General features: G+C 72.2%; 21 protein-coding genes. 18 read left to right on the top strand and 3 right to left on the bottom strand.

The window, feature by feature from the left end:
* The first annotated feature begins 13 nt into the window (after nt 1-13).
* A complete protein-coding gene (gene rnc, locus Q0P88_RS04085; protein WP_295011357.1) occupies nt 14-706 on the top strand; it encodes a ribonuclease III in 693 nt (230 codons plus the stop codon).
* Nucleotides 707-723: 17 nt separating this feature from the next.
* Nucleotides 724-1,617: a bifunctional DNA-formamidopyrimidine glycosylase/DNA-(apurinic or apyrimidinic site) lyase gene (mutM, locus tag Q0P88_RS04080; RefSeq protein ID WP_295011355.1), complete on the top strand. Its 894-nt coding sequence runs from the start codon at nt 724-726 to the stop codon at nt 1,615-1,617.
* A 22-nt stretch (nt 1,618-1,639) separates the two neighbouring features.
* On the opposite strand, the gene Q0P88_RS04075 is transcribed toward mutM, so the two are convergent.
* Genes Q0P88_RS04075 through Q0P88_RS04065 form a run of 3 tightly spaced genes read right to left on the bottom strand, consistent with a single transcriptional unit; the run spans nt 1,640 to nt 4,162 of the window.
* On the bottom strand, nt 1,640-2,101 hold the full coding sequence (locus Q0P88_RS04075; RefSeq protein ID WP_295011353.1) for a phage tail protein: 462 nt from the start codon (nt 2,099-2,101) through the stop codon (nt 1,640-1,642).
* Nucleotides 2,102-2,129: 28 nt separating this feature from the next.
* A complete protein-coding gene (locus tag Q0P88_RS04070; RefSeq protein WP_295011351.1) occupies nt 2,130-3,470 on the bottom strand; it encodes an FtsX-like permease family protein in 1,341 nt (446 codons plus the stop codon).
* Complete coding sequence (locus tag Q0P88_RS04065) at nt 3,467-4,162, bottom strand: ABC transporter ATP-binding protein (protein ID WP_295011348.1); 696 nt, start codon at nt 4,160-4,162, stop codon at nt 3,467-3,469. Before Q0P88_RS04065 ends, Q0P88_RS04070 begins: the two co-directional genes overlap by 4 nt.
* Before the next feature lie 251 nt (nt 4,163-4,413).
* On the opposite strand from Q0P88_RS04065, the gene Q0P88_RS04060 reads away from it, so the two are divergent.
* The 16 genes from Q0P88_RS04060 to Q0P88_RS03985 all read left to right on the top strand — a co-directional run bounded on the left by Q0P88_RS04060 (nt 4,414) and on the right by Q0P88_RS03985 (nt 16,965).
* Nucleotides 4,414-5,232, top strand: a complete 819-nt coding sequence (locus tag Q0P88_RS04060) for a sigma-70 family RNA polymerase sigma factor (RefSeq protein ID WP_295011346.1) — start codon at nt 4,414-4,416, stop codon at nt 5,230-5,232.
* A gap of 119 nt (nt 5,233-5,351) precedes the next feature.
* Nucleotides 5,352-6,200: a flagellin gene (locus tag Q0P88_RS04055; RefSeq protein ID WP_295011344.1), complete on the top strand. Its 849-nt coding sequence runs from the start codon at nt 5,352-5,354 to the stop codon at nt 6,198-6,200.
* A gap of 105 nt (nt 6,201-6,305) precedes the next feature.
* Nucleotides 6,306-7,679, top strand: coding sequence for a flagellar filament capping protein FliD (gene fliD, locus Q0P88_RS04050; RefSeq protein ID WP_295011342.1), 1,374 nt, complete (start codon nt 6,306-6,308; stop codon nt 7,677-7,679).
* A gap of 32 nt (nt 7,680-7,711) precedes the next feature.
* Nucleotides 7,712-8,122, top strand: coding sequence for a flagellar export chaperone FliS (fliS, locus tag Q0P88_RS04045; RefSeq protein WP_295011340.1), 411 nt, complete (start codon nt 7,712-7,714; stop codon nt 8,120-8,122).
* Nucleotides 8,115-8,408: a hypothetical protein gene (locus Q0P88_RS04040; protein WP_295011338.1), complete on the top strand. Its 294-nt coding sequence runs from the start codon at nt 8,115-8,117 to the stop codon at nt 8,406-8,408. The genes fliS and Q0P88_RS04040 overlap by 8 nt, the downstream gene beginning before the upstream one ends.
* A gap of 127 nt (nt 8,409-8,535) precedes the next feature.
* Complete coding sequence (gene flgB / locus Q0P88_RS04035; protein ID WP_295011336.1) at nt 8,536-8,883, top strand: flagellar basal body rod protein FlgB; 348 nt, start codon at nt 8,536-8,538, stop codon at nt 8,881-8,883.
* Nucleotides 8,880-9,275 (top strand): flagellar basal body rod protein FlgC, encoded by a 396-nt coding sequence (gene flgC, locus Q0P88_RS04030; protein WP_295011334.1) that lies wholly within the window; start codon nt 8,880-8,882, stop codon nt 9,273-9,275. Before flgB ends, flgC begins: the two co-directional genes overlap by 4 nt.
* Entirely contained in the window at nt 9,272-9,586 is a 315-nt protein-coding gene (fliE, locus tag Q0P88_RS04025) for a flagellar hook-basal body complex protein FliE (protein ID WP_295011332.1), read from the top strand. Before flgC ends, fliE begins: the two co-directional genes overlap by 4 nt.
* Nucleotides 9,587-9,588: 2 nt before the next feature.
* On the top strand, nt 9,589-11,226 hold the full coding sequence (gene fliF / locus Q0P88_RS04020) for a flagellar basal-body MS-ring/collar protein FliF (protein WP_295011330.1): 1,638 nt from the start codon (nt 9,589-9,591) through the stop codon (nt 11,224-11,226).
* Entirely contained in the window at nt 11,223-12,278 is a 1,056-nt protein-coding gene (fliG, locus tag Q0P88_RS04015; protein WP_295011328.1) for a flagellar motor switch protein FliG, read from the top strand. Before fliF ends, fliG begins: the two co-directional genes overlap by 4 nt.
* Complete coding sequence (locus tag Q0P88_RS04010; protein WP_295011326.1) at nt 12,275-12,925, top strand: FliH/SctL family protein; 651 nt, start codon at nt 12,275-12,277, stop codon at nt 12,923-12,925. Before fliG ends, Q0P88_RS04010 begins: the two co-directional genes overlap by 4 nt.
* Entirely contained in the window at nt 12,922-14,235 is a 1,314-nt protein-coding gene (locus Q0P88_RS04005; protein ID WP_295011324.1) for a FliI/YscN family ATPase, read from the top strand. Before Q0P88_RS04010 ends, Q0P88_RS04005 begins: the two co-directional genes overlap by 4 nt.
* Complete coding sequence (locus Q0P88_RS04000) at nt 14,232-14,657, top strand: hypothetical protein (RefSeq protein WP_295011322.1); 426 nt, start codon at nt 14,232-14,234, stop codon at nt 14,655-14,657. Before Q0P88_RS04005 ends, Q0P88_RS04000 begins: the two co-directional genes overlap by 4 nt.
* Nucleotides 14,654-15,016: a hypothetical protein gene (locus Q0P88_RS03995; RefSeq protein ID WP_295011320.1), complete on the top strand. Its 363-nt coding sequence runs from the start codon at nt 14,654-14,656 to the stop codon at nt 15,014-15,016. The genes Q0P88_RS04000 and Q0P88_RS03995 overlap by 4 nt, the downstream gene beginning before the upstream one ends.
* Nucleotides 15,013-16,503, top strand: a complete 1,491-nt coding sequence (locus tag Q0P88_RS03990; protein ID WP_295011318.1) for a flagellar hook-length control protein FliK — start codon at nt 15,013-15,015, stop codon at nt 16,501-16,503. Before Q0P88_RS03995 ends, Q0P88_RS03990 begins: the two co-directional genes overlap by 4 nt.
* A gap of 33 nt (nt 16,504-16,536) precedes the next feature.
* Nucleotides 16,537-16,965 (top strand): flagellar hook capping FlgD N-terminal domain-containing protein, encoded by a 429-nt coding sequence (locus Q0P88_RS03985; protein WP_295011444.1) that lies wholly within the window; start codon nt 16,537-16,539, stop codon nt 16,963-16,965.
* Nucleotides 16,966-16,980: the final 15 nt, after the last annotated feature.

Raw genomic sequence — 16,980 nt, 5'->3', positions numbered from 1 at the left:
CGATCCGTCGATCATGGCAGCAGTCCCGCACGGGACGAGCCCCCTTTCTGAGCAGCTCGGAGTCGACATCGACCCCGAGCTGCTTCAGCGTGCGCTGACCCATCGGTCCTTTGCGTACGAGAATGGCGGCATCCCGCACAACGAGCGTCTCGAGTTCCTGGGCGACTCCGTGCTCGGCCAGGCCGTCACGGTGATGCTCTACACGACGCTTCCGGATCTCGACGAGGGATCCCTGGCCAAGCGACGCGCCAGCGTCGTGTCGACCGTGGCTCTCGCCGAGGTCGCGCGCGGCATCGGGCTCGGGGCCCACATCCTCCTCGGCAAAGGGGAGGAGCGCACCGGCGGCAGGGACAAGGACTCGATCCTCGCGGACACGATGGAGGCGGTGTTCGGCGCCACGTTCCTGTCCGCAGGACCCGACGCCGCGACCGCGCTCGTGCTGCGGCTCATCGAGCCTCTTCTCGGCGACCCCGAACGCTACGGCGCGGCGATGGATCCGAAGACCGCACTGCAGGAGATCGCCGCGCGCCGGGGGCTGAGCGCTCCCGAGTACGCCGTCGTCTCGACGGGGCCGGATCACGACCGTCGTTTCACGGCGACGGTCACGGTCGGTGCGCTCTCGACGGAGGGAACGGGCACGAGCAAGAAGACGGCGGAGATGGCCGCGGCCCTCGCCGCCTGGAACGTCCTCAACGATCGCGGCTGATCGAGGGAGCGCCCTTCATGCCTGAACTCCCTGAGGTCGAGGTCGTCCGTGCGGGGCTCGCACCTGCCCTGACCGGGGCTCGGATCGTGTCCGTGGCCGTGCACGACGAGCGCGCGCTCACGCGGCATGTTCTCGGCGCCGCGGACTTCGCGGAGCGCCTGGAAGGCGCGGCCGTGCACGGGGTCGCGCGCCGAGGCAAGTTCCTCTGGATGCCCTTGGCCGACTCCGACGCGGCCGTGGTGGGTCATCTCGGCATGTCGGGTCAGCTTCTGCTGCGCCGTCCGGACGCCGACGCGGAGCGCCACGAGCGCATCCGGATCGTCGTGGAGCACCCGGTGCACGACCGGCTCGCCGTGGTCTTCGCGGATCAGCGCACCTTCGGCTCGCTCGCGGTCGATCATCTCGTCGAGACCGCCGACGGTCGCGCCGCCGGCTGGGGGAGCGTCGATGCGCGGATCCCGTCCCAGGTCGCGCACATCGCCCGCGATCCCCTGGATCCGGCCTTCCGCGACGACGCCTTCCGGCTCGCGCTGCGCGGCCGGTCCAGCGCGATCAAGCGCGTGCTCCTCGACCAGACGCTCGTGAGCGGCATCGGCAACATCTACGCCGACGAGTCTCTCTGGGCCGCGCGCGTCCATCCCGAGACGCCCGCCTCGGCACTCTCCACCGTCGCCGTGCGGCGCCTGCTCGCGGAGGTCCGCCTCGTGCTGGAGAAGGCGCTCGCGGAGGGCGGCACGAGCTTCGACGCGCAGTACGTCAACGTCAACGGGCAGGCGGGATACTTCGCCCATTCGCTGAACGCCTACGGTCGCACCGGGCAGCCGTGCGCGCGCTGCGGGAGACCCATCGTGCGCGAGGCCTTCATGAACCGGTCGAGCCACTACTGCGCACGCTGTCAGCGACGACGCTGAGGCGGATCGCGTCGGGGAGGGATCAGTGCTCGCCCTTGATGACGAAGTACGACCCGCGGATCTCGCCCGCGAGCTTCGAACGCTGGCGGGCGAACCGGAAGGAGGACAGCTCCTCCGGCACCTCCATGCCCCGGGCGAGTTTGAAGCCGACGGCGCGCTTGCCCCCGTCCGCGAGCGTGTACATCACGTTGACCGCCAGACCGGAGGCGTAGAAGACGTAGGCCATGCGGATGCCGTCGACCTCGAAGGCGCTGACCTCGAGCGCAGGGCTCGCGATCCGGATGCCGCGCTCCTCGTCGAGGACACGGGTCACCCACGCCAGCGTCTCCGGGTCCTCCTCGGGCGTTCCGACCGTGAACGTGTGGTCGTACTTGTTCGCGTAGTAGCGGGCCTCGTTGGCGCGCAGTCCCGCCAGCGCCTCGGCCACGGGAGAGGCCTCCAGCCCGGCCGTGGAGACGTGGACGAAGTCGACGGTGACGGTCATCATGGGCTCCTGTCCGGGCGGGTTCCCCTCATGGTAGGCCTGGACGTGCTTCGTCGGTGAAGGCGCGGAGCAGCAGCGGACGCGTGATCCGCGTCGCGGCCCAGACCAGCCCGACACCGGCGGCCAGCACGAGGGCGATCGTGACGACCGATTCCGGGGTCGCGATCAGCGCGATCCCCAGCAGCGGCAGGATCAGCAGTCCGGCGCACGCCGCCGATCCGAGCACCGTCAGCAGCAGCGGCGACATGACCGCACGCCGCCGTGCCGCATCGACGGTATCGGCCGGCACGCCGAGCGCGTGCAGGCTTTGGTGCAGCGGGCGCTGATCGAGGATCTCCGACCCCTGGGTCACCGCCACCGAGCACGCCACCATGAGGAACGAGGCGATCAGGGTGATGACCAGGCCCGTGCGCATGTCCTCGACGAGCAGCGCGTCCTCGCGAGAGCCCGTCGCGTCGGATCCGATCGCGTTCATCAGGGCCACCCCCGTGCCGGCGAAGACGGCCATGAAGCTCGACATCGCGACGCCGTTGAGCGGCCGCCAGGCCGCCCGGGGGTCGTCCAGGACGATCCGTGCCGCGAGCAGGCGGCCCGCGTCCTTCGCCCGTCGTAGCCGGGCGCGGCCGCCGACCGCCATCGCCCAGGGGCCGACGAGGTTCAGCACGGTCAGCCCGACCGCGAACACCGCGACGATCCCCGCGACCAGGGCGACGCCGCTGCCGAGCTGGGGCACGAGCTTTCCCAGCGCGAACGCCCCGGCCACGGCGAGCAGCGCCACGACGGCCCTCACACCGTGCACCGAGCGCGCCGCGGCCCTGGTCCGCACGCCGAGAGGAGAGATCACGACCCTGCGCAGACCGATCACCGCGCTCACGACGGCGAGGAGCACGGTGCCCGCTGCGATCGCGAGGACGCCGACGGGGGGAAGCAGCGCCGCCGCGCCGAGCGGGGCGCCGCGGAACGGGATGAGGCCGACCAGGGGAGCGGTGGCGAGGGCGAGGATCACACCGGCCAGCACGCCCGCCGCGGCGATGAGGGTCGACTCGACGACCGCCAGCATGCCCACGCCGACCGGCGTGACCCCCAGCAGCCTCAGCGTCGAGAGGCGCTCGTCCCTGCGGCGCGCCGATAGTCGCGCGGCAGCCCCGCCGAGCGCACCGAGGGGCATCACGAGGAGGACGAGCGCCACGGAGGCGAGGAGTCGATAGAGCAGAGCGCGGTCGTCGGTCCACGTCCAGAAGGCCTGCGCCCCGCCGACCACGAGCAGGACGAGAGCCGACACGAGGGCGAAGGCGGTAGCGGGGATCAGCACGACCCCGAGCGCGCCGGGCGCCGGACGCAGCAGCAGGCGAATGGTCGACAGGTTCATGCGGACACCGCCGGGTCCACCACGAGCCCGTCGCGCACCGCGACGGTGCGCGCGCACCGCGCGGCCACCTGCGGGTCGTGCGTGACGAGGATCAGCGTGCGCCCCTGCCCGGTCGTGGACCACAGCAGCGCGTCGATGACCTCCGCCGACGTGCGGGAGTCGAGCGCGCCGGTGGGTTCGTCCGCGAACACGACCCCCGCGCCGGTGATCTGCGATCGCGCGATCGCGACGCGCTGCGCCTGGCCGCCGGAGAGCTCGCCGATCCGGCGTTCCTCGCTTCCCTGCAGGCCGAGGGCGGCGAGCCTCTCCGCCGCCCGGGCGGTCGCCGCGGCGCGGGGAACGCCGGTGATCATCGCGGCCAGCGCGACGTTCTCCACGGCAGTCAGCTCGGGCAGCAGCAGGCCCTGCTGGAAGACGAAGCCGAACGACTCGCGGCGCAGGCGGGACCGCTCGGCCTCCCGGAGAGCGGTCACCTCGATGGGTGCGGTTCCGGCGGGCCGGAAGACCACGCGCCCGGCATCAGGGCGGGTGATCCCGGCCAGAACGTGCAGCAGGGTCGTCTTGCCGGATCCGGATGCCCCCATGATCGCGACGGACTCGCCCTGATGCACACGGAGGTCGACACCGGCGAGGGCCTGGGTCGCCCCGAAACTCTTGAACAGGCCGTGGGCTTCGATGACGGAAGTGCTCATACGTCCAGCCTGCGCGGGCAGGGATGCCGGGCGCGTCGTCCCTGAGGACCAGATCCGTGGGCGTCCGTCATCCCGTGGGATGAGGGTGCGTACGAACGTCGAGGATACGGATCTGCTCGGGAACGAGCAGAAAACGCACCTCACAGAAATCGTTCAGGTTCGGCTGGATTGTGCTATTTTCTCTCGTATACGGTCCTTTCCTACAAGGAGCCACATTGTCGAGTCTTCCTCTCGTTTCTCCTGATTCCGGCGTGCTTTCCGAGCAGCGTCTGTCTCCGGAGCAGCTGGCGCGCGAGAACATGCCGCTCGCGACGTTCCTGGCCGTCGAGAAGGCGCGCACCGCGGAGCACGTCGATCTCGACGATCTGATCTCCGCGGCTCGACTGGGGCTGGCGCGCGCGGCGATGGCCTACGAGCCCGAGCGCGGGATCCCGTTCGGAGCGTACGCACGATCCCAGATCACCTGGGCGATGCTCGACGAGATGCGAGCGGCGGATCCCGCGGGGGAGCGCGGCCGGGTGAAGATCGAACGCGTGCGTGCGGCGGCCGAGGCGGTGCTGGCCCGCACGGGGCGGCCCGCGACCACCGTCGAACTGGTCCGGGACACGGGACTGGACGCGGAGAACGTGAACCGTGCGCTCGCGCTGGATCAGATGGTCCGCACCGCGACGAGCTTCGAGGCGCACTTCGACGCCGACGACGGGCGCCAGGCCGCGGATCTCACGGACAGCGTGATCCTGCCGGAGCACGCCGTGGAGCAGGCCGAGAGCCGCGCGATGCTGCTGAAGATCGTCGATGCGTTGCCGGCGGCGATGCGCGAGATCATCCGGGGGATCTACCTCGAGGACCGCATGGTCAAGGACATCGCGGCGGAGCTCGCCGTGAGCCACGCCTACGTCTCCAAGCTGCGCAAGACCGGGCTCTCCCTCATGCGGGAGGCGCTGGAGGCATGGGAGTCCGGTGTGCCCGCCGACCGGTCGACCAAGGCACGGGCGGGCTTCTTCGAGGCGGTGTTCGGGGCGCTGCCCGCGGGCGGGGATCGCGTGGGGGACCTCGCGCCCGCGGTCTGAGAGACGTTCGCCGGGAATCTTTCCCTGCGGTGGTTACCCGGTCCCGCCGCCGTCGCGAATGTCGGGAGTGCGGGACCACGGACGGACCCGCTTCCGACCCCCAACCACGGAGGATGAACATGGGTCTTCAGATCGCAACCAACATCGGCGCCCTCAACGCGTACCGCAACCTGGCTCACAACCAGCTGCAGGGCTCCAAGTCGCTGGAGAAGCTGTCCAGCGGCCTGCGCATCAACCGCGCCGCCGACGACGCCGCAGGGCTCGCCATCTCCGAGGGACTCAAGTCCCAGGTGAACGGCCTCAACGTCGCGGCGCGCAACGCCCAGGACGGCATCTCGGTCATCCAGACCGCGGAAGGCGCCCTGACCGAGGTGCACTCCATCCTGCAGCGCATGCGCGACCTCGCGGTGCAGGGCGGAAGCGACGCGAACAACGCCGACTCCCGCACCGCCATCGCCAAGGAGGCCGGTGAGCTCAGCAAGGAGCTGTACCGCGTCTCGCAGTCGACGAACTTCAACGGCATCGACCTGCTCAAGGGCGGCACGGCGCTGACGTTCCAGGTGGGCTCGGGCGCGACGGCGAACGACAAGATCGACGTCGCGCTGGCGGACGTCCCGACGGCCGTCGGCACGCTCGCCTCGGCGGACGGCGTGGCTGTCGGTGCGGGCTTCGACGTGACCAGCAACACCACGGCGCAGGCGACGATCACGGCGATCGACGCCGCGATCAAGAACGTCTCGTCGCAGCGCGCCGGTCTCGGTGCCGCGCAGAACCGCTTCGAGTCGGCCGTGAACAGCCTGAACGTCTCGGCGGAGAACCTGTCGGCCGCGAACAGCCGCATCCGCGACACCGACATGGCGTCCGAGATGGTCAAGTACACCGCCTCGAACATCCTGCAGCAGGCCGGCACCGCCATGCTCGCGCAGGCCAACCAGTCGGGCCAGGGCGTCCTCCAGCTCCTGCGCTGATCCGCCCGCGCCTGAGGCGCATCCCACGGGCCTGGGCGGGGTCGTGCACCCCGTCCAGGCCCGTGCCGCACACCATCTCCCGTAACGCACAGAAGGCTTCCGCGGATGAACATCGACGGGCTGGTCTCCGGTCTCGACACGACCAAGATCATCAACTCCCTGATGGACGTCGCGGCGATCCCGAAGAACCAGATCACCGCGAAGATCACCGACCGCACGTCGGTCATCACCAACCTGCAGTCGCTCAACGCATCGCTGCAGGATCTGGTGGCCAAGGCGAAGACGGCGAAGGACCCGCATTCGCTGGGCGCCTTCACGGCGACCGCGTCCTCGGACGCGGTCAAGGTCGTCGTCGGCGCGTCGGCCTCTCGCTTCAGTACCGGTGTGGTCGTGGACGCGATCGCCCGCGCTCACTCGGTGGTCACTGCGGCGGGCGGGGCGACGACGTGGAGCGGGCCGTTCACCGTCGTGGGCGCGGACGGCAAGACCACGGAGATCCCCGCCGGGGCCGCGAGCGCCGCCGAGCTCGCGAAGAACATCAACGCGGCGAAGGCCGGCGTGACCGCGAGCGTGGTCCCTGCGGGAACCGCGGCCGACGGAACGCCGCTCTCACGGCTGCAGCTGACCGCGACGGCGACGGGGGCCGCGAACACGTTCTCCTTGCAGCGTGGCACGGCGGCCGATGTGGCCACCGGCACGTCCGTCGACATCACGACGGAGCAGGGCGCGGCGATCGTGACGGCCGGCTCCGATGCCCGCATCCGGCTGTTCGCCGGCACAGCGGCGGAGCAGAGCCTGACCAGCGCCGACGGCTCGTTCACCGTGGGCGAGGGGATCACGGTCACCGCCGTCAAGACGACCTCCGATCCGGTGACCGTGGCCGTCTCGCCCGACACGAAGGCGCAGTCGACGACGGCGGAGACGTTCGTGAAGCAGGTCTCCGCGCTGCTCACCCGGATCGACAACGGCTCCAAGGCGACGATCGGGGCGCCCGGCAAGGACACCACGCTGGGCGTGTTCACCGGCGACAGCACGGTGCGCGCCCTGCGCGGAGCGCTCGCGAGCGCGGTGCAGTCCCCCGTGGACGGCGTCTCGCCGTCGACGATCGGTATCTCGATCGACCAGTACGGCGCGCTCAGCTTCGACGCGGACAGGTTCGCCACCGCGATGGCGGCCGATCCCGAGCGCACCCAGGCGATGTTCTCGGCGATCTCGGCCCGCGTCGAGTCTGCGGCAGGCACGTACTCCGACAAGTACGACGGACTGCTCACCCGCCGGATCACGGGCCAGCAGTCGGAGGTCAAATCCCTCCAGGACCAGTCGGACGCCTGGGACATCCGACTCGCGCAGCGCAGGGCGACCCTGGAGCGGACGTACGCGACGCTCGAGACCCAGCTCTCCGCGCTGCAGTCGCAGTCGTCCTGGCTCAGCGGGCAGCTGGGCTCACTCCCGCAGACGAAGTCGTCCCCGTCCTCCTGATCCCTCCGAACCCGAACCGCGAGGAGCACCCGATGTCCACCACGTCCCTGCAGCGCGCGCGGATGCAGTACCTCGAGCAGCAGGTCGCCTCTGCCTCGCCGGAGCGCCTCGTCACGCTGCTCTTCGACCGACTCCTCGTCGACGTGGACCGGGCGATCGCCGCGCAGGACAACGGCGATGCACGCGCGGCGGGGGATCACCTTCTGCACGCGCAGCAGATCGTGACCGAGCTCAACGCCTCGCTCACCGACGCCTGGGACGGCTCCGACGATCTCCGCGCGCTCTACACCTACCTGCACGGGAGGCTCGTGGTGGCCAACGTCGCGCGGGACGTCACGGTCACGGCCGAGTGCCGGGCGATCGTCGCGCCGCTGCGGGACGCCTGGCACGGTGCGGCGGAGGCCGTGGCGACGGCACCCGCGGCGGTGCGCGCCGTTGGCTGATCCCGGCGGATCCGACAATCTTGCCGCCTGGATCGCGTTGCTGGACGGGTTCGAGCGGGCGATCGACGCGGCCGAGGAACAGCTGCTCGTGGAGGAGTTCGTCCCCCCGCCAGGGCCTCCGCCCACGGAAGTCCTCGACAGGGCTCGCGCGACGCTGGCCCGGCAGCAGATGCTGATCGACGGTCTGCGGGTCTCGCGGGCGAACGTCGCGCGCGAGCTCGCCGCTCTCCGCCGGGTACCGGATCCCGGGGCGGGTTCGCCGGCCTTCCTGGACATCGAGGGCTGACTCCGGAGAATCCCGGAACGCATTCTGGTTACGCGCCGCGGATCGCGTCGCGATAGTCGGCCCAGAGCAGGGATCGCTCGACGAGTGGCCACGGATCGGCCTCGCCCCTCACGTCCGGAGTGCCGCCGTGCTCGAATCCGTCACCGCGACCGCGTTGTCCAGCGCGCTCGATGGCCTGTCCCTGCGACAGCGCGCGATCGCCGACAACATCGCCAACATCAACACGCCGGGCTATCACGCGCAGCGGGTGTCGTTCGAGGATCGGCTGCGCGATGCGGTGGCCGACGGCAGCGGCGCCGTCACGGCCGAGACCGCGCGCTCGCTGGAGCCCACGCGGCTGAACGGCAACAACGTCAACCTGGACACCGAGACGCTGTCGAACATCGACACCGTGCTGCGCTATCAGTTCGCCTCGCAGGCGCTCGGTGCGCAGAGCGCGGCCGTGACCAAGGCGATCGGGCAGGCCTCGGCATGACTTTCGACGCGATCGGGGTCGCCGGCACCGGTCTGGACACGCACCGCAAGTGGCTCGACGCCCTCAGCGACAACATCGCCAACGTCAACACGGCGACGCCCGCCGGTCAGGCCCCCTACCGGGAGAAGTTCGTCGTCGTGCGTGAGGGCGTGGACAGCCCCGGTGTGTACGTGGACGGTGTCGAGGAGTCCCAGGCCGAGGGCAAGCGCGTCTACGACCCGAGCCACCCCTACGCCGACGCGAAGGGGTACGTGCAGTACCCGAACGTCGACCTCGGGGACCAGATGAGCATGCTGATCCTGGCGCAGCGCGGCTACCAGGCCAACGCGGCCGTCGTCGACCGGGCCAAGACGCTCTACGAGTCGGCGCTGCAGATCGGCCGCGGCGCATGACCGCCCCCGTCTCCGGCGTGTCGGCCGCGGGTGTCGCCCCGCTCGCGCCGCTGAGCTTCGAGGACCCTGCGCGCGCGCAGGACACCGGATCCGGTTCGTTCGCGAACGCGCTCACCGGTGCCGTCGACGGGCTGCAGCAGCTGCAGTCGACGTCCAACGACCTCGCCGTGCGCGCCGTCACGGGCGACCTGCAGGACATCCATCAGGCGACCATCGCGGCGGCGCGTGCCGCGGTCACGCTCGACGTGGTCGTCGCGGTCCGCGACAGGGGCGTCGCCGCGTTCAACGACATCATGCGGATGCAGGCCTGAGCATGCCGACCTTCCTCGCCGGCTATGTGGATCGGGCCAAGCTCCTCGTCTCGCGCTTCTCGATCGCCCAGCGCACCATCGCCGTGATCGGCGTTGCGCTGCTCGTGCTCGGGGCGATCGCCCTCGGATCCTGGCTCGCGCGCCCGCAGATGAGCCCCCTGTTCACCGGGCTGAGCGCCGCGGACGCCTCGGCGGTGGTCGAGCAGCTGAAGTCGGCCGGCGTCGCGTACGAGCTCACGGACGGCGGCGCGACGATCCTCGTTCCCGACGACAAGGTCTACGCGCAGCGCCTGGCGGCCGCGTCCGCCGGGCTGCCCAGCGACACGAGCAAGGGATACACCCTGCTGGACAAGATGGGCGTCACCGCGAGCGAGTTCCAGCAGTCGGTCACGTACAAGCGCGCGATCGAGGGGGAGCTCGCCAACACGATCGGCGCGATGAACGGGATCACCGCGTCGTCGGTGCAGCTCGCGATCCCGAAGGAGAGCGTCTTCGTCTCGGAGAAGCAGAACCCGACCGCATCGGTGTTCGTGAAGACCCGCAACGGTGCGACCCTCAGCGACGGACAGGTCGAGGCGATCGTGCACCTCACGAGCGCGGCCGTCTCCGGCATGCGGCCGGAGGACGTGACGGTCACGGACCAGAACGGCAAGGTGCTCTCCGCCGCGGGGACGGGACTCACGGGCGGGGGAGCGAAGCAGGCGAGCGAGTACGAGGCGAAGGTGTCCTCTGCAGTCGGCAGCATGCTGGAGACCATCGTCGGCGCGGGCAACGCGACCGTCACCGTCGCCGCGGACGTCGCGAACTCGACCTCGGAGAAGATGGACGAGACCTACACGGTTCCCACCGGATCGCCGACGGGCGCGGAGACGAGCAAGACCGAGACCTACGCGGACGGCAAGGGCGGCAGCAGCGGCGTGCTCGGCCCGGACAACATCGCGGTCCCGAGCGGTGCCGCAGGCAGTGGCGGCTACAAGCTCGAGGAGACCACCAAGGACAACCCGGTCAACAAGACGACCGAGAAGACCGTGACGCCCGCGGGCGAGGTCACCCGTCAGACGGTGAGCGTCGCGCTCAACCAGGACGCCGTGACCGGCGTCTCGGCGGATCAGATCCGTTCCCTCGTCGCCACCGCCGCGGGCATCGACACGAAACGCGGCGACACCGTGACGGTGGAGTTCGTGCCGTTCAGCAAGACCGGCGCGGCGGGTGCCACGGCGGCGCTCGACGCGGCCGAGAAGGAGAAGCAGGACCAGGCGCAGGGCGATCTGCTGCGCACGATGATCATCGCCGCGGCCATCGTTCTCGCCGCGATCATCCTCGTCGCGTTCCTCGCCTTCCGCAGCAGGCAGCGTCGGAGGGGCATGGAGGACTCCGGACCGATCGCGATGCTCGAGACGATGTCGGAGTCGGAGGCGCAGAAGCTGCAGGCGCTGCGCTCGCTGTCCGACCCGATCGCCCTGCCGTTCGCCGATCCGGCGCACGAACTGCCCACGGCGGTCCTCGACCTCGAGGAGGAGCCGGAGGCGGATCAGATCCTCGTGGAGCGTCGCCGCCGCGAGATCGACGAGATCGTGCGCAGCCACCCGGAGTCGGCCGCGCTCGCGCTCGCGAACCTGATGGACGAGGCCTCCGCATGAGCACGGTCGTCACGCCGTCGACCGAGGTCGCGGAGGCCGCGCCGGTGATTCCCGACACGCCGATGAGCGGACTGCGCAAGGCCGCCATCGTGCTGCTCAACATGGATCGGGCGGCGAGCGCCGAGGTCCTGCGCCACCTCGGCGAGGCCAGAGCCGAACTGCTCGCCGCGGAGCTGACGCAGCTGGGCGGGGTGGACGTCGGCGCCACCGCGCGCGCGTTGGGCGAGTTCCGCCGCATCGCCTCGGGCGCCGCGGTGCCTTCGCGGGGCGGCGAGGAGCTCGCGACGGGGCTGCTGGAGACCGCGTTCGGCCGGGAGAAGGCGGTCGGCATGGTCGGGCGCGTCATGTCCCAGGGCGCCGTGTCCTTCGACTTCCTGAACGCCGCGGACCCGGCCCAGCTCGCGACGATCCTCGACGGCGAGCTGCCGACCACGGTCGCGGTCGTGCTGGCCAACCTCCGCGCGGACAGCGCCGCGGCGGTTCTGGCGGCTCTGCCGGACCCGCTGCGCACCGACGTCGCCCAGGCGATCGCGACCATGGGCGTCGCGACCCAGGAGGCGATCTCGATCGTGGCCGAGTCGCTGCGCTCGCGGACCGGGGTCTTCGCGATGCGCGACGCGCACGACGCGATCGGCGGAGTCCAGCCGCTCGTGGAGATTATCAACCGCTCCGACACCGCCCTGGAGAAGGCGCTGCTCGCGAGCCTGGAAGGACGCGATCTCGCCCTGGCCGAGGACATCCGCAGCCGCATGGTCACGTTCGCCGACATCGCCCGCCTCGAGGACCGCGACGCCCAGCGCGTGCTGCGCGGACTGGATCTGCGCATGCTCGCGCTCGCGCTCAAGGGCGCGGACGAGCAGATCGCCGAGGTGATCAGCCGCAACATGACCGAGCGCAACAGGGAGAGCCTCGCAGAGGAGGCGAAGGTGCTCGGCCCGGTGCGCGTGCGTCAGGTCGACGAGGCGCGCGCCGAGATCGTGCGCGTGATCCGCGAGCTCGAGGCCGCGGAGGAGATCACGATCTCGCGCGAGGACGACGAGATCGTCGAGTGACCATGACCGCCTCCGCGCCTTTCACTCCGTTCGTGCCGCCCCGGGTGGGTGAGGTCCCGGTCGACCTCGGGGCCGAGTCGGCGCGTGCGCGCACGCGCGGGTACGCCGAGGGGTACGCGGCGGGCCGCGCCGAGGCGGCGCAGGAGGCGGAGCGGCTGCGGCGTCGCGACGAGGAGGCGTTCCAGGAACGCCAGGACCGGGCCGACGCCGAGAACGCGTCCGCGGCGTCCGCCCTGCGCACGGCCGTCGTCGCGCTCCAGGCGCGGACGGAGGCGCTCGCCGGGCAGAGCACCGAACGGATCGAAGAGCTCGCGCTGTCCCTCGCCACCGTGATCCTCGACGCGGAGCTCTCCGACCCCGCGCGCTCCGCCGCGCACGCCCTGCGCCGTGCGGTCGCGGAGCAGCCCGTGCGGAGCTGGGTGAGGGTGGGTTTCAGCGCACGGGATGCGGCCGTCCTGGCCGCGGACCCCTCGGCGACCGCGCTGCTCGACGGCGTCGAGATCGTCGTCGCCGCGGACGTGGACCCGGGCGGCGCGGTCGTCGACCTGGAGGACGGGGCGGTCGATGCCCGGGTCGGCGCCGCACTCGCGCGCGCGACGGCCGCACATCGCGAGGGCGCATCCGAGATCGGGGAGGAGGTCGGATGAGCGCCACCTGGGAGCACGTCGTGCAGGCGGCCCGTCCCGAGCGATCCGGAACCGTGCAGACCGTGCGCGGTCTGGGCGTGGACGTGCGCGGGATCGCGGGCGCGATCGGCGACCGGGTGAGGATCGACGTCGCCGAGCGCACGGTGGACGCGGAGATCGTCGCCGTCGACGGAGGGACCGCGCGGTGCATGCCGCTCGGACCCGTCGACGGGATCACGGCCCGAGCGCGCGTGCGGCATGCGGGCGCCCCCCTGCTCGTACCGACGGGTTCCGCGCTGCTCGGGCGGGTCCTCGATGCCCAGGGACGCCCGATCGACGGGCGTGGTGCGCTGGCCGGCAGCGTCGCCGTGCCGCTCGGCAACCAGCCCCCTGGCGTGCTCGACCGTCGCCGGATCGACCGTCAGCTCGGGACCGGCGTGCGCGCCCTCGACACGATGACGCCGGTCGGCATCGGTCAGCGCCTCGGCCTGTTCGCCGGATCGGGCGTGGGCAAGTCGTCGCTCCTGTCCATGATCGCTCGCGGCTCGAGCGCGGACGTCGCCGTGATCGCCCTCGTCGGAGAGCGCGGGCGCGAGGTGCGCGAGTTCCTGGAGGACGACCTCGGACCGGAGGGACTCGCCCGGTCCGTGGTCGTCGTCGCGACCTCCGATCAGCCGGCGATGGCGCGACTGCGCTCGGCCTTCGTCGCGACCAGGATCGCCGAGGGCTTCCGCGACGAGGGGCGCGACGTCGTGCTCATGATGGACTCGCTGACGCGGGTCGCGATGGCCCAGCGCGAGATCGGGCTCTCGGCGGGCGAGCCGCCGGCCACGCGAGGGTATCCGCCCTCGACGTTCTCGGTGCTCGCCCGGCTCCTGGAGCGCGCCGGCACCGGCACCGTCGGCTCCCTCACGGGCCTGTACACGGTGCTCGTCGACGGGGACGATCACAACGAACCGGTCGCCGACGCCGCCCGAGGGATCCTCGACGGTCACGTCGTGCTGGACCGCGGCATGGCCGTGCGGGGGCACTTCCCCGCGATCGACGTGCTCGGATCCGTCTCCCGTGTCGTCTCGCAGATCACCGACGAGGGACAACGGCACGATGCGACGGCGCTGCGCAGCGTGCTCGCCGCCCGACGCGCGGCCAACGACCTCATCGACATCGGCGCCTATCGGGCGGGGGCGAATCCGCTCGTCGACGCGGCCCTCGCCCATCAGGACGCCATCGACGGGTTCCTCCGTCAGCGTCGGGACGACCTCGTCACCGCCGACTACGCCTGGCAGCGGCTCGCCGCCCTCGTCGCCCCGTTCGGAGGTCTCACGTCATGACGTTCTCGTTGTCGGGTCTGCTGCGCGTGCGCAGCGCCCAGGAGCGCATCGCCGCGGAGGCGCTGTCCCGGTCCACCGCGCAGCGCGTACGTGCCGAGGCCGCCGAGACCGGCGCCCAGGCGAGCCTCGCCGAGATCGCTGAGGAGGTCGGCGACAGCGCGACGCTCCTGGCGATGGCGGCCGCGCGCGCCGCCGGACGCAGCATGCTCGGGGATCTGCAGACCCTCACCGCGCTGCGTCGCGGCGAGGAGGAGGCGGCGAAAGCCGTCCACATCGAGGCGCGTCGCGAGCTCAAGGGTCTCGAACGGCTGGAAACGGCCGAGCGGGCACGTCGGACCTCGGCGGAGCTGCGTGCGGAGCAGACCGTGCTGGACGAGATCGCCGTCGGCCGTGCGAGCCGAGACGAGGGGAGCGCGGCATGACCGGCCTGGACAGCGTGATCGCCCGCATCGGCGACATCGAGGACCGGCTCGCGGCCCTGCGCTCGTCGGCGTCCCCCGCCGCGACGGCGACGTCCGGCAGCGGGTCGGCGACGTCCGCGTCGTCCGCCACCACGGGCACGGCCTTCGCCGCCGCGCTGGATGCGGCGCAGAAGACGGCGGAGACGGGCGCGGCGACCGCCGCCACGGGCGCCGCCACGGGGGCCGCCACGACCGCCACCGCGTCCGGTGCAGGGACGAGCACGGAGGTGCTCCAGGCGCTGCAGACCCTCTTCCGCGCCTCCTCCTCGACGGGCGCGAGCGCCGCGTCGTCGTCCGGCCTCTCGGGGATCCTCGGATGACCGCGGTCGCCTCGGCTCTCGCGCCCCTGCTCGCCTCGCCGACCGGGTCGGTGCCGCGCGGCGACGCGCCCGCCGATCGAGCGGCGCCCTTTGCGGCGACGCTCGCCGCGGTGGTGCGCGACGCGCCCCGTGGCTCGGATCCGCGCCGGGGTGCCGACGGCGCGGGGGAGGGATCGCGCGGGCGCGACGACGGATCCGCGATGCCGTCGGACGCGGACCTGTCCGCCCGGATGACCGCCGCGGCGCTGTCGCTCGGCGGCGCGGGGCAGACCCCGCCGCCTGCGCAGGCGGCGCAGGAGCGGCAGCTCTCCTCCGCCGAGGCGGATGCCTCGGGTGACACGGCGCTCGCGTCCCTTCTCCCGGGGGAAGCCGCGGCGTCGACCGCGGCGTCGACCGCGGCCGGCGGCGCCGCAGTGTCCGGAACGGTCGCCTTCCTCGACGGCGCGGCCGGGATTGCGACGGAGTCCTCGACCGCGGCCGACCCTGCGTCGCCCGCGGCCGCGGGGCTCGGCGATCCCGGCGCGCTCGGCCCGCCGGCGCACGGTCGGCACGAGGTCGGCCTGCGACCGGCGATCCCGCAGGACGCGTCCGCCGCCTCGCCGTCCGGTGCGATCGCAGCAGGGGATCCGGGCGCCTCCGCCGCCGAGGCAGCGGCCTCCGCACCGGGAAGGACGGCGGCCCCCGGAATGGCGTCCGCACTCGGACCTGCGTCGGGGCGGGGAGCATCGGCGGAGGGAGCCTCGGCGGACGGAGCATCGGCGGCGCACGGCCCGCAGGAGTCCGCGGCGCACGTGGCCGACGCGCCGACGGCGACCGTCCCCGCGATCCTCGCCGTGGACGGATCCACGTCGTCATCCGGCTCGCCGATCGTCTCCGCCTCGGAGGGAACGGCCCCGGCGACGTCCGCTCCCGGGGCGGCTCCCGCGGACACGTCCGCTCCGTCCGGCGCTCCCGTGGGCGTGCCCCTCGTCGCGACCGCGGCGACGAGCCCCCCTCCCGTGGTGCTCGCCGTCCCGACGGCGCCCGAACCGCCGCGCCCGGTCGCGGCGCAGGTCGCCCCCGCCGTGTTCGCGCTCGTCCAGCGTCCCGCCGGCGAACATCGCATGACGCTCACCGTGCATCCCGACAGTCTCGGTCCCGTCACCGTACGCGCGCACATCGGCCAGGACGGCGGGGTGAGGGTCGAGCTCCTCGGCGCCACGGACGCCGGACGCGACGCCCTCCGCGCGATCGTCGCAGATCTCCGCCGCGACCTCGCCGCCGTGCTGCCGCACGCGACCCTCGGCCTCGGCGCCGACGGGCAGCCCGCGGGTGGCCGCGATCCCGGTGCCCCCGGAACCGGACAGGATCCCTCCTCCGGTTCGCACGGCGATCGCGCCCCCAGGGACGCCGCGCCCGCGGGGACGCCCCGCACCGCGTCCGGCGCCGCCGGGACCGTCCCCGATCCGTCCGCCTCGCGAGGCACCGGCCTCGACATCATCGTCTGAGAGGAGCACCCCGTGCCCGTCGATCCGATCACCATCCCCACCGCGGGATCCGCCGCGCAGGCTGCGCCCACTCCCGCGCCCCGCAAGCAGACCCTCGACGGCGAGGTCTTCCTGCGCCTGCTCGTCACCCAGCTGACGAACCAGGATCCGTCGAGCCCGATGGACACGAACGCGATGATCTCGCAGACCACCCAGCTCGCGAGCATGGAACAGCTGACCGCGATGAGCAAGACCGGCACCGAGGCGTTCGCGCTCAGCATGCGCCAGGCCGCCACCGCGCTCATCGGACAGGAGGTCGGCTACACCGACGCCGCCGGCAAGGCCGCGAGCGGCGTCGTCTCCAAGGTCTCCTTCGCCGGCGCCGTCCCCACGGTCACGATCGGCTCCGCGACGGTCGCCCTCGACGCGATCACCGGCATCACCACCCGCACGACCCCCGCACCGACCGGCCAGGCCGGCTGACCCTCCCCACAGGAA

The organism is uncultured Microbacterium sp. (assembly GCF_945952435.1).
GTDB lineage: Bacteria > Actinomycetota > Actinomycetes > Actinomycetales > Microbacteriaceae > Microbacterium.
Note: the sequence above shows the minus strand (reverse complement) of the source record. Positions and strands in the feature narration are given on the sequence as shown.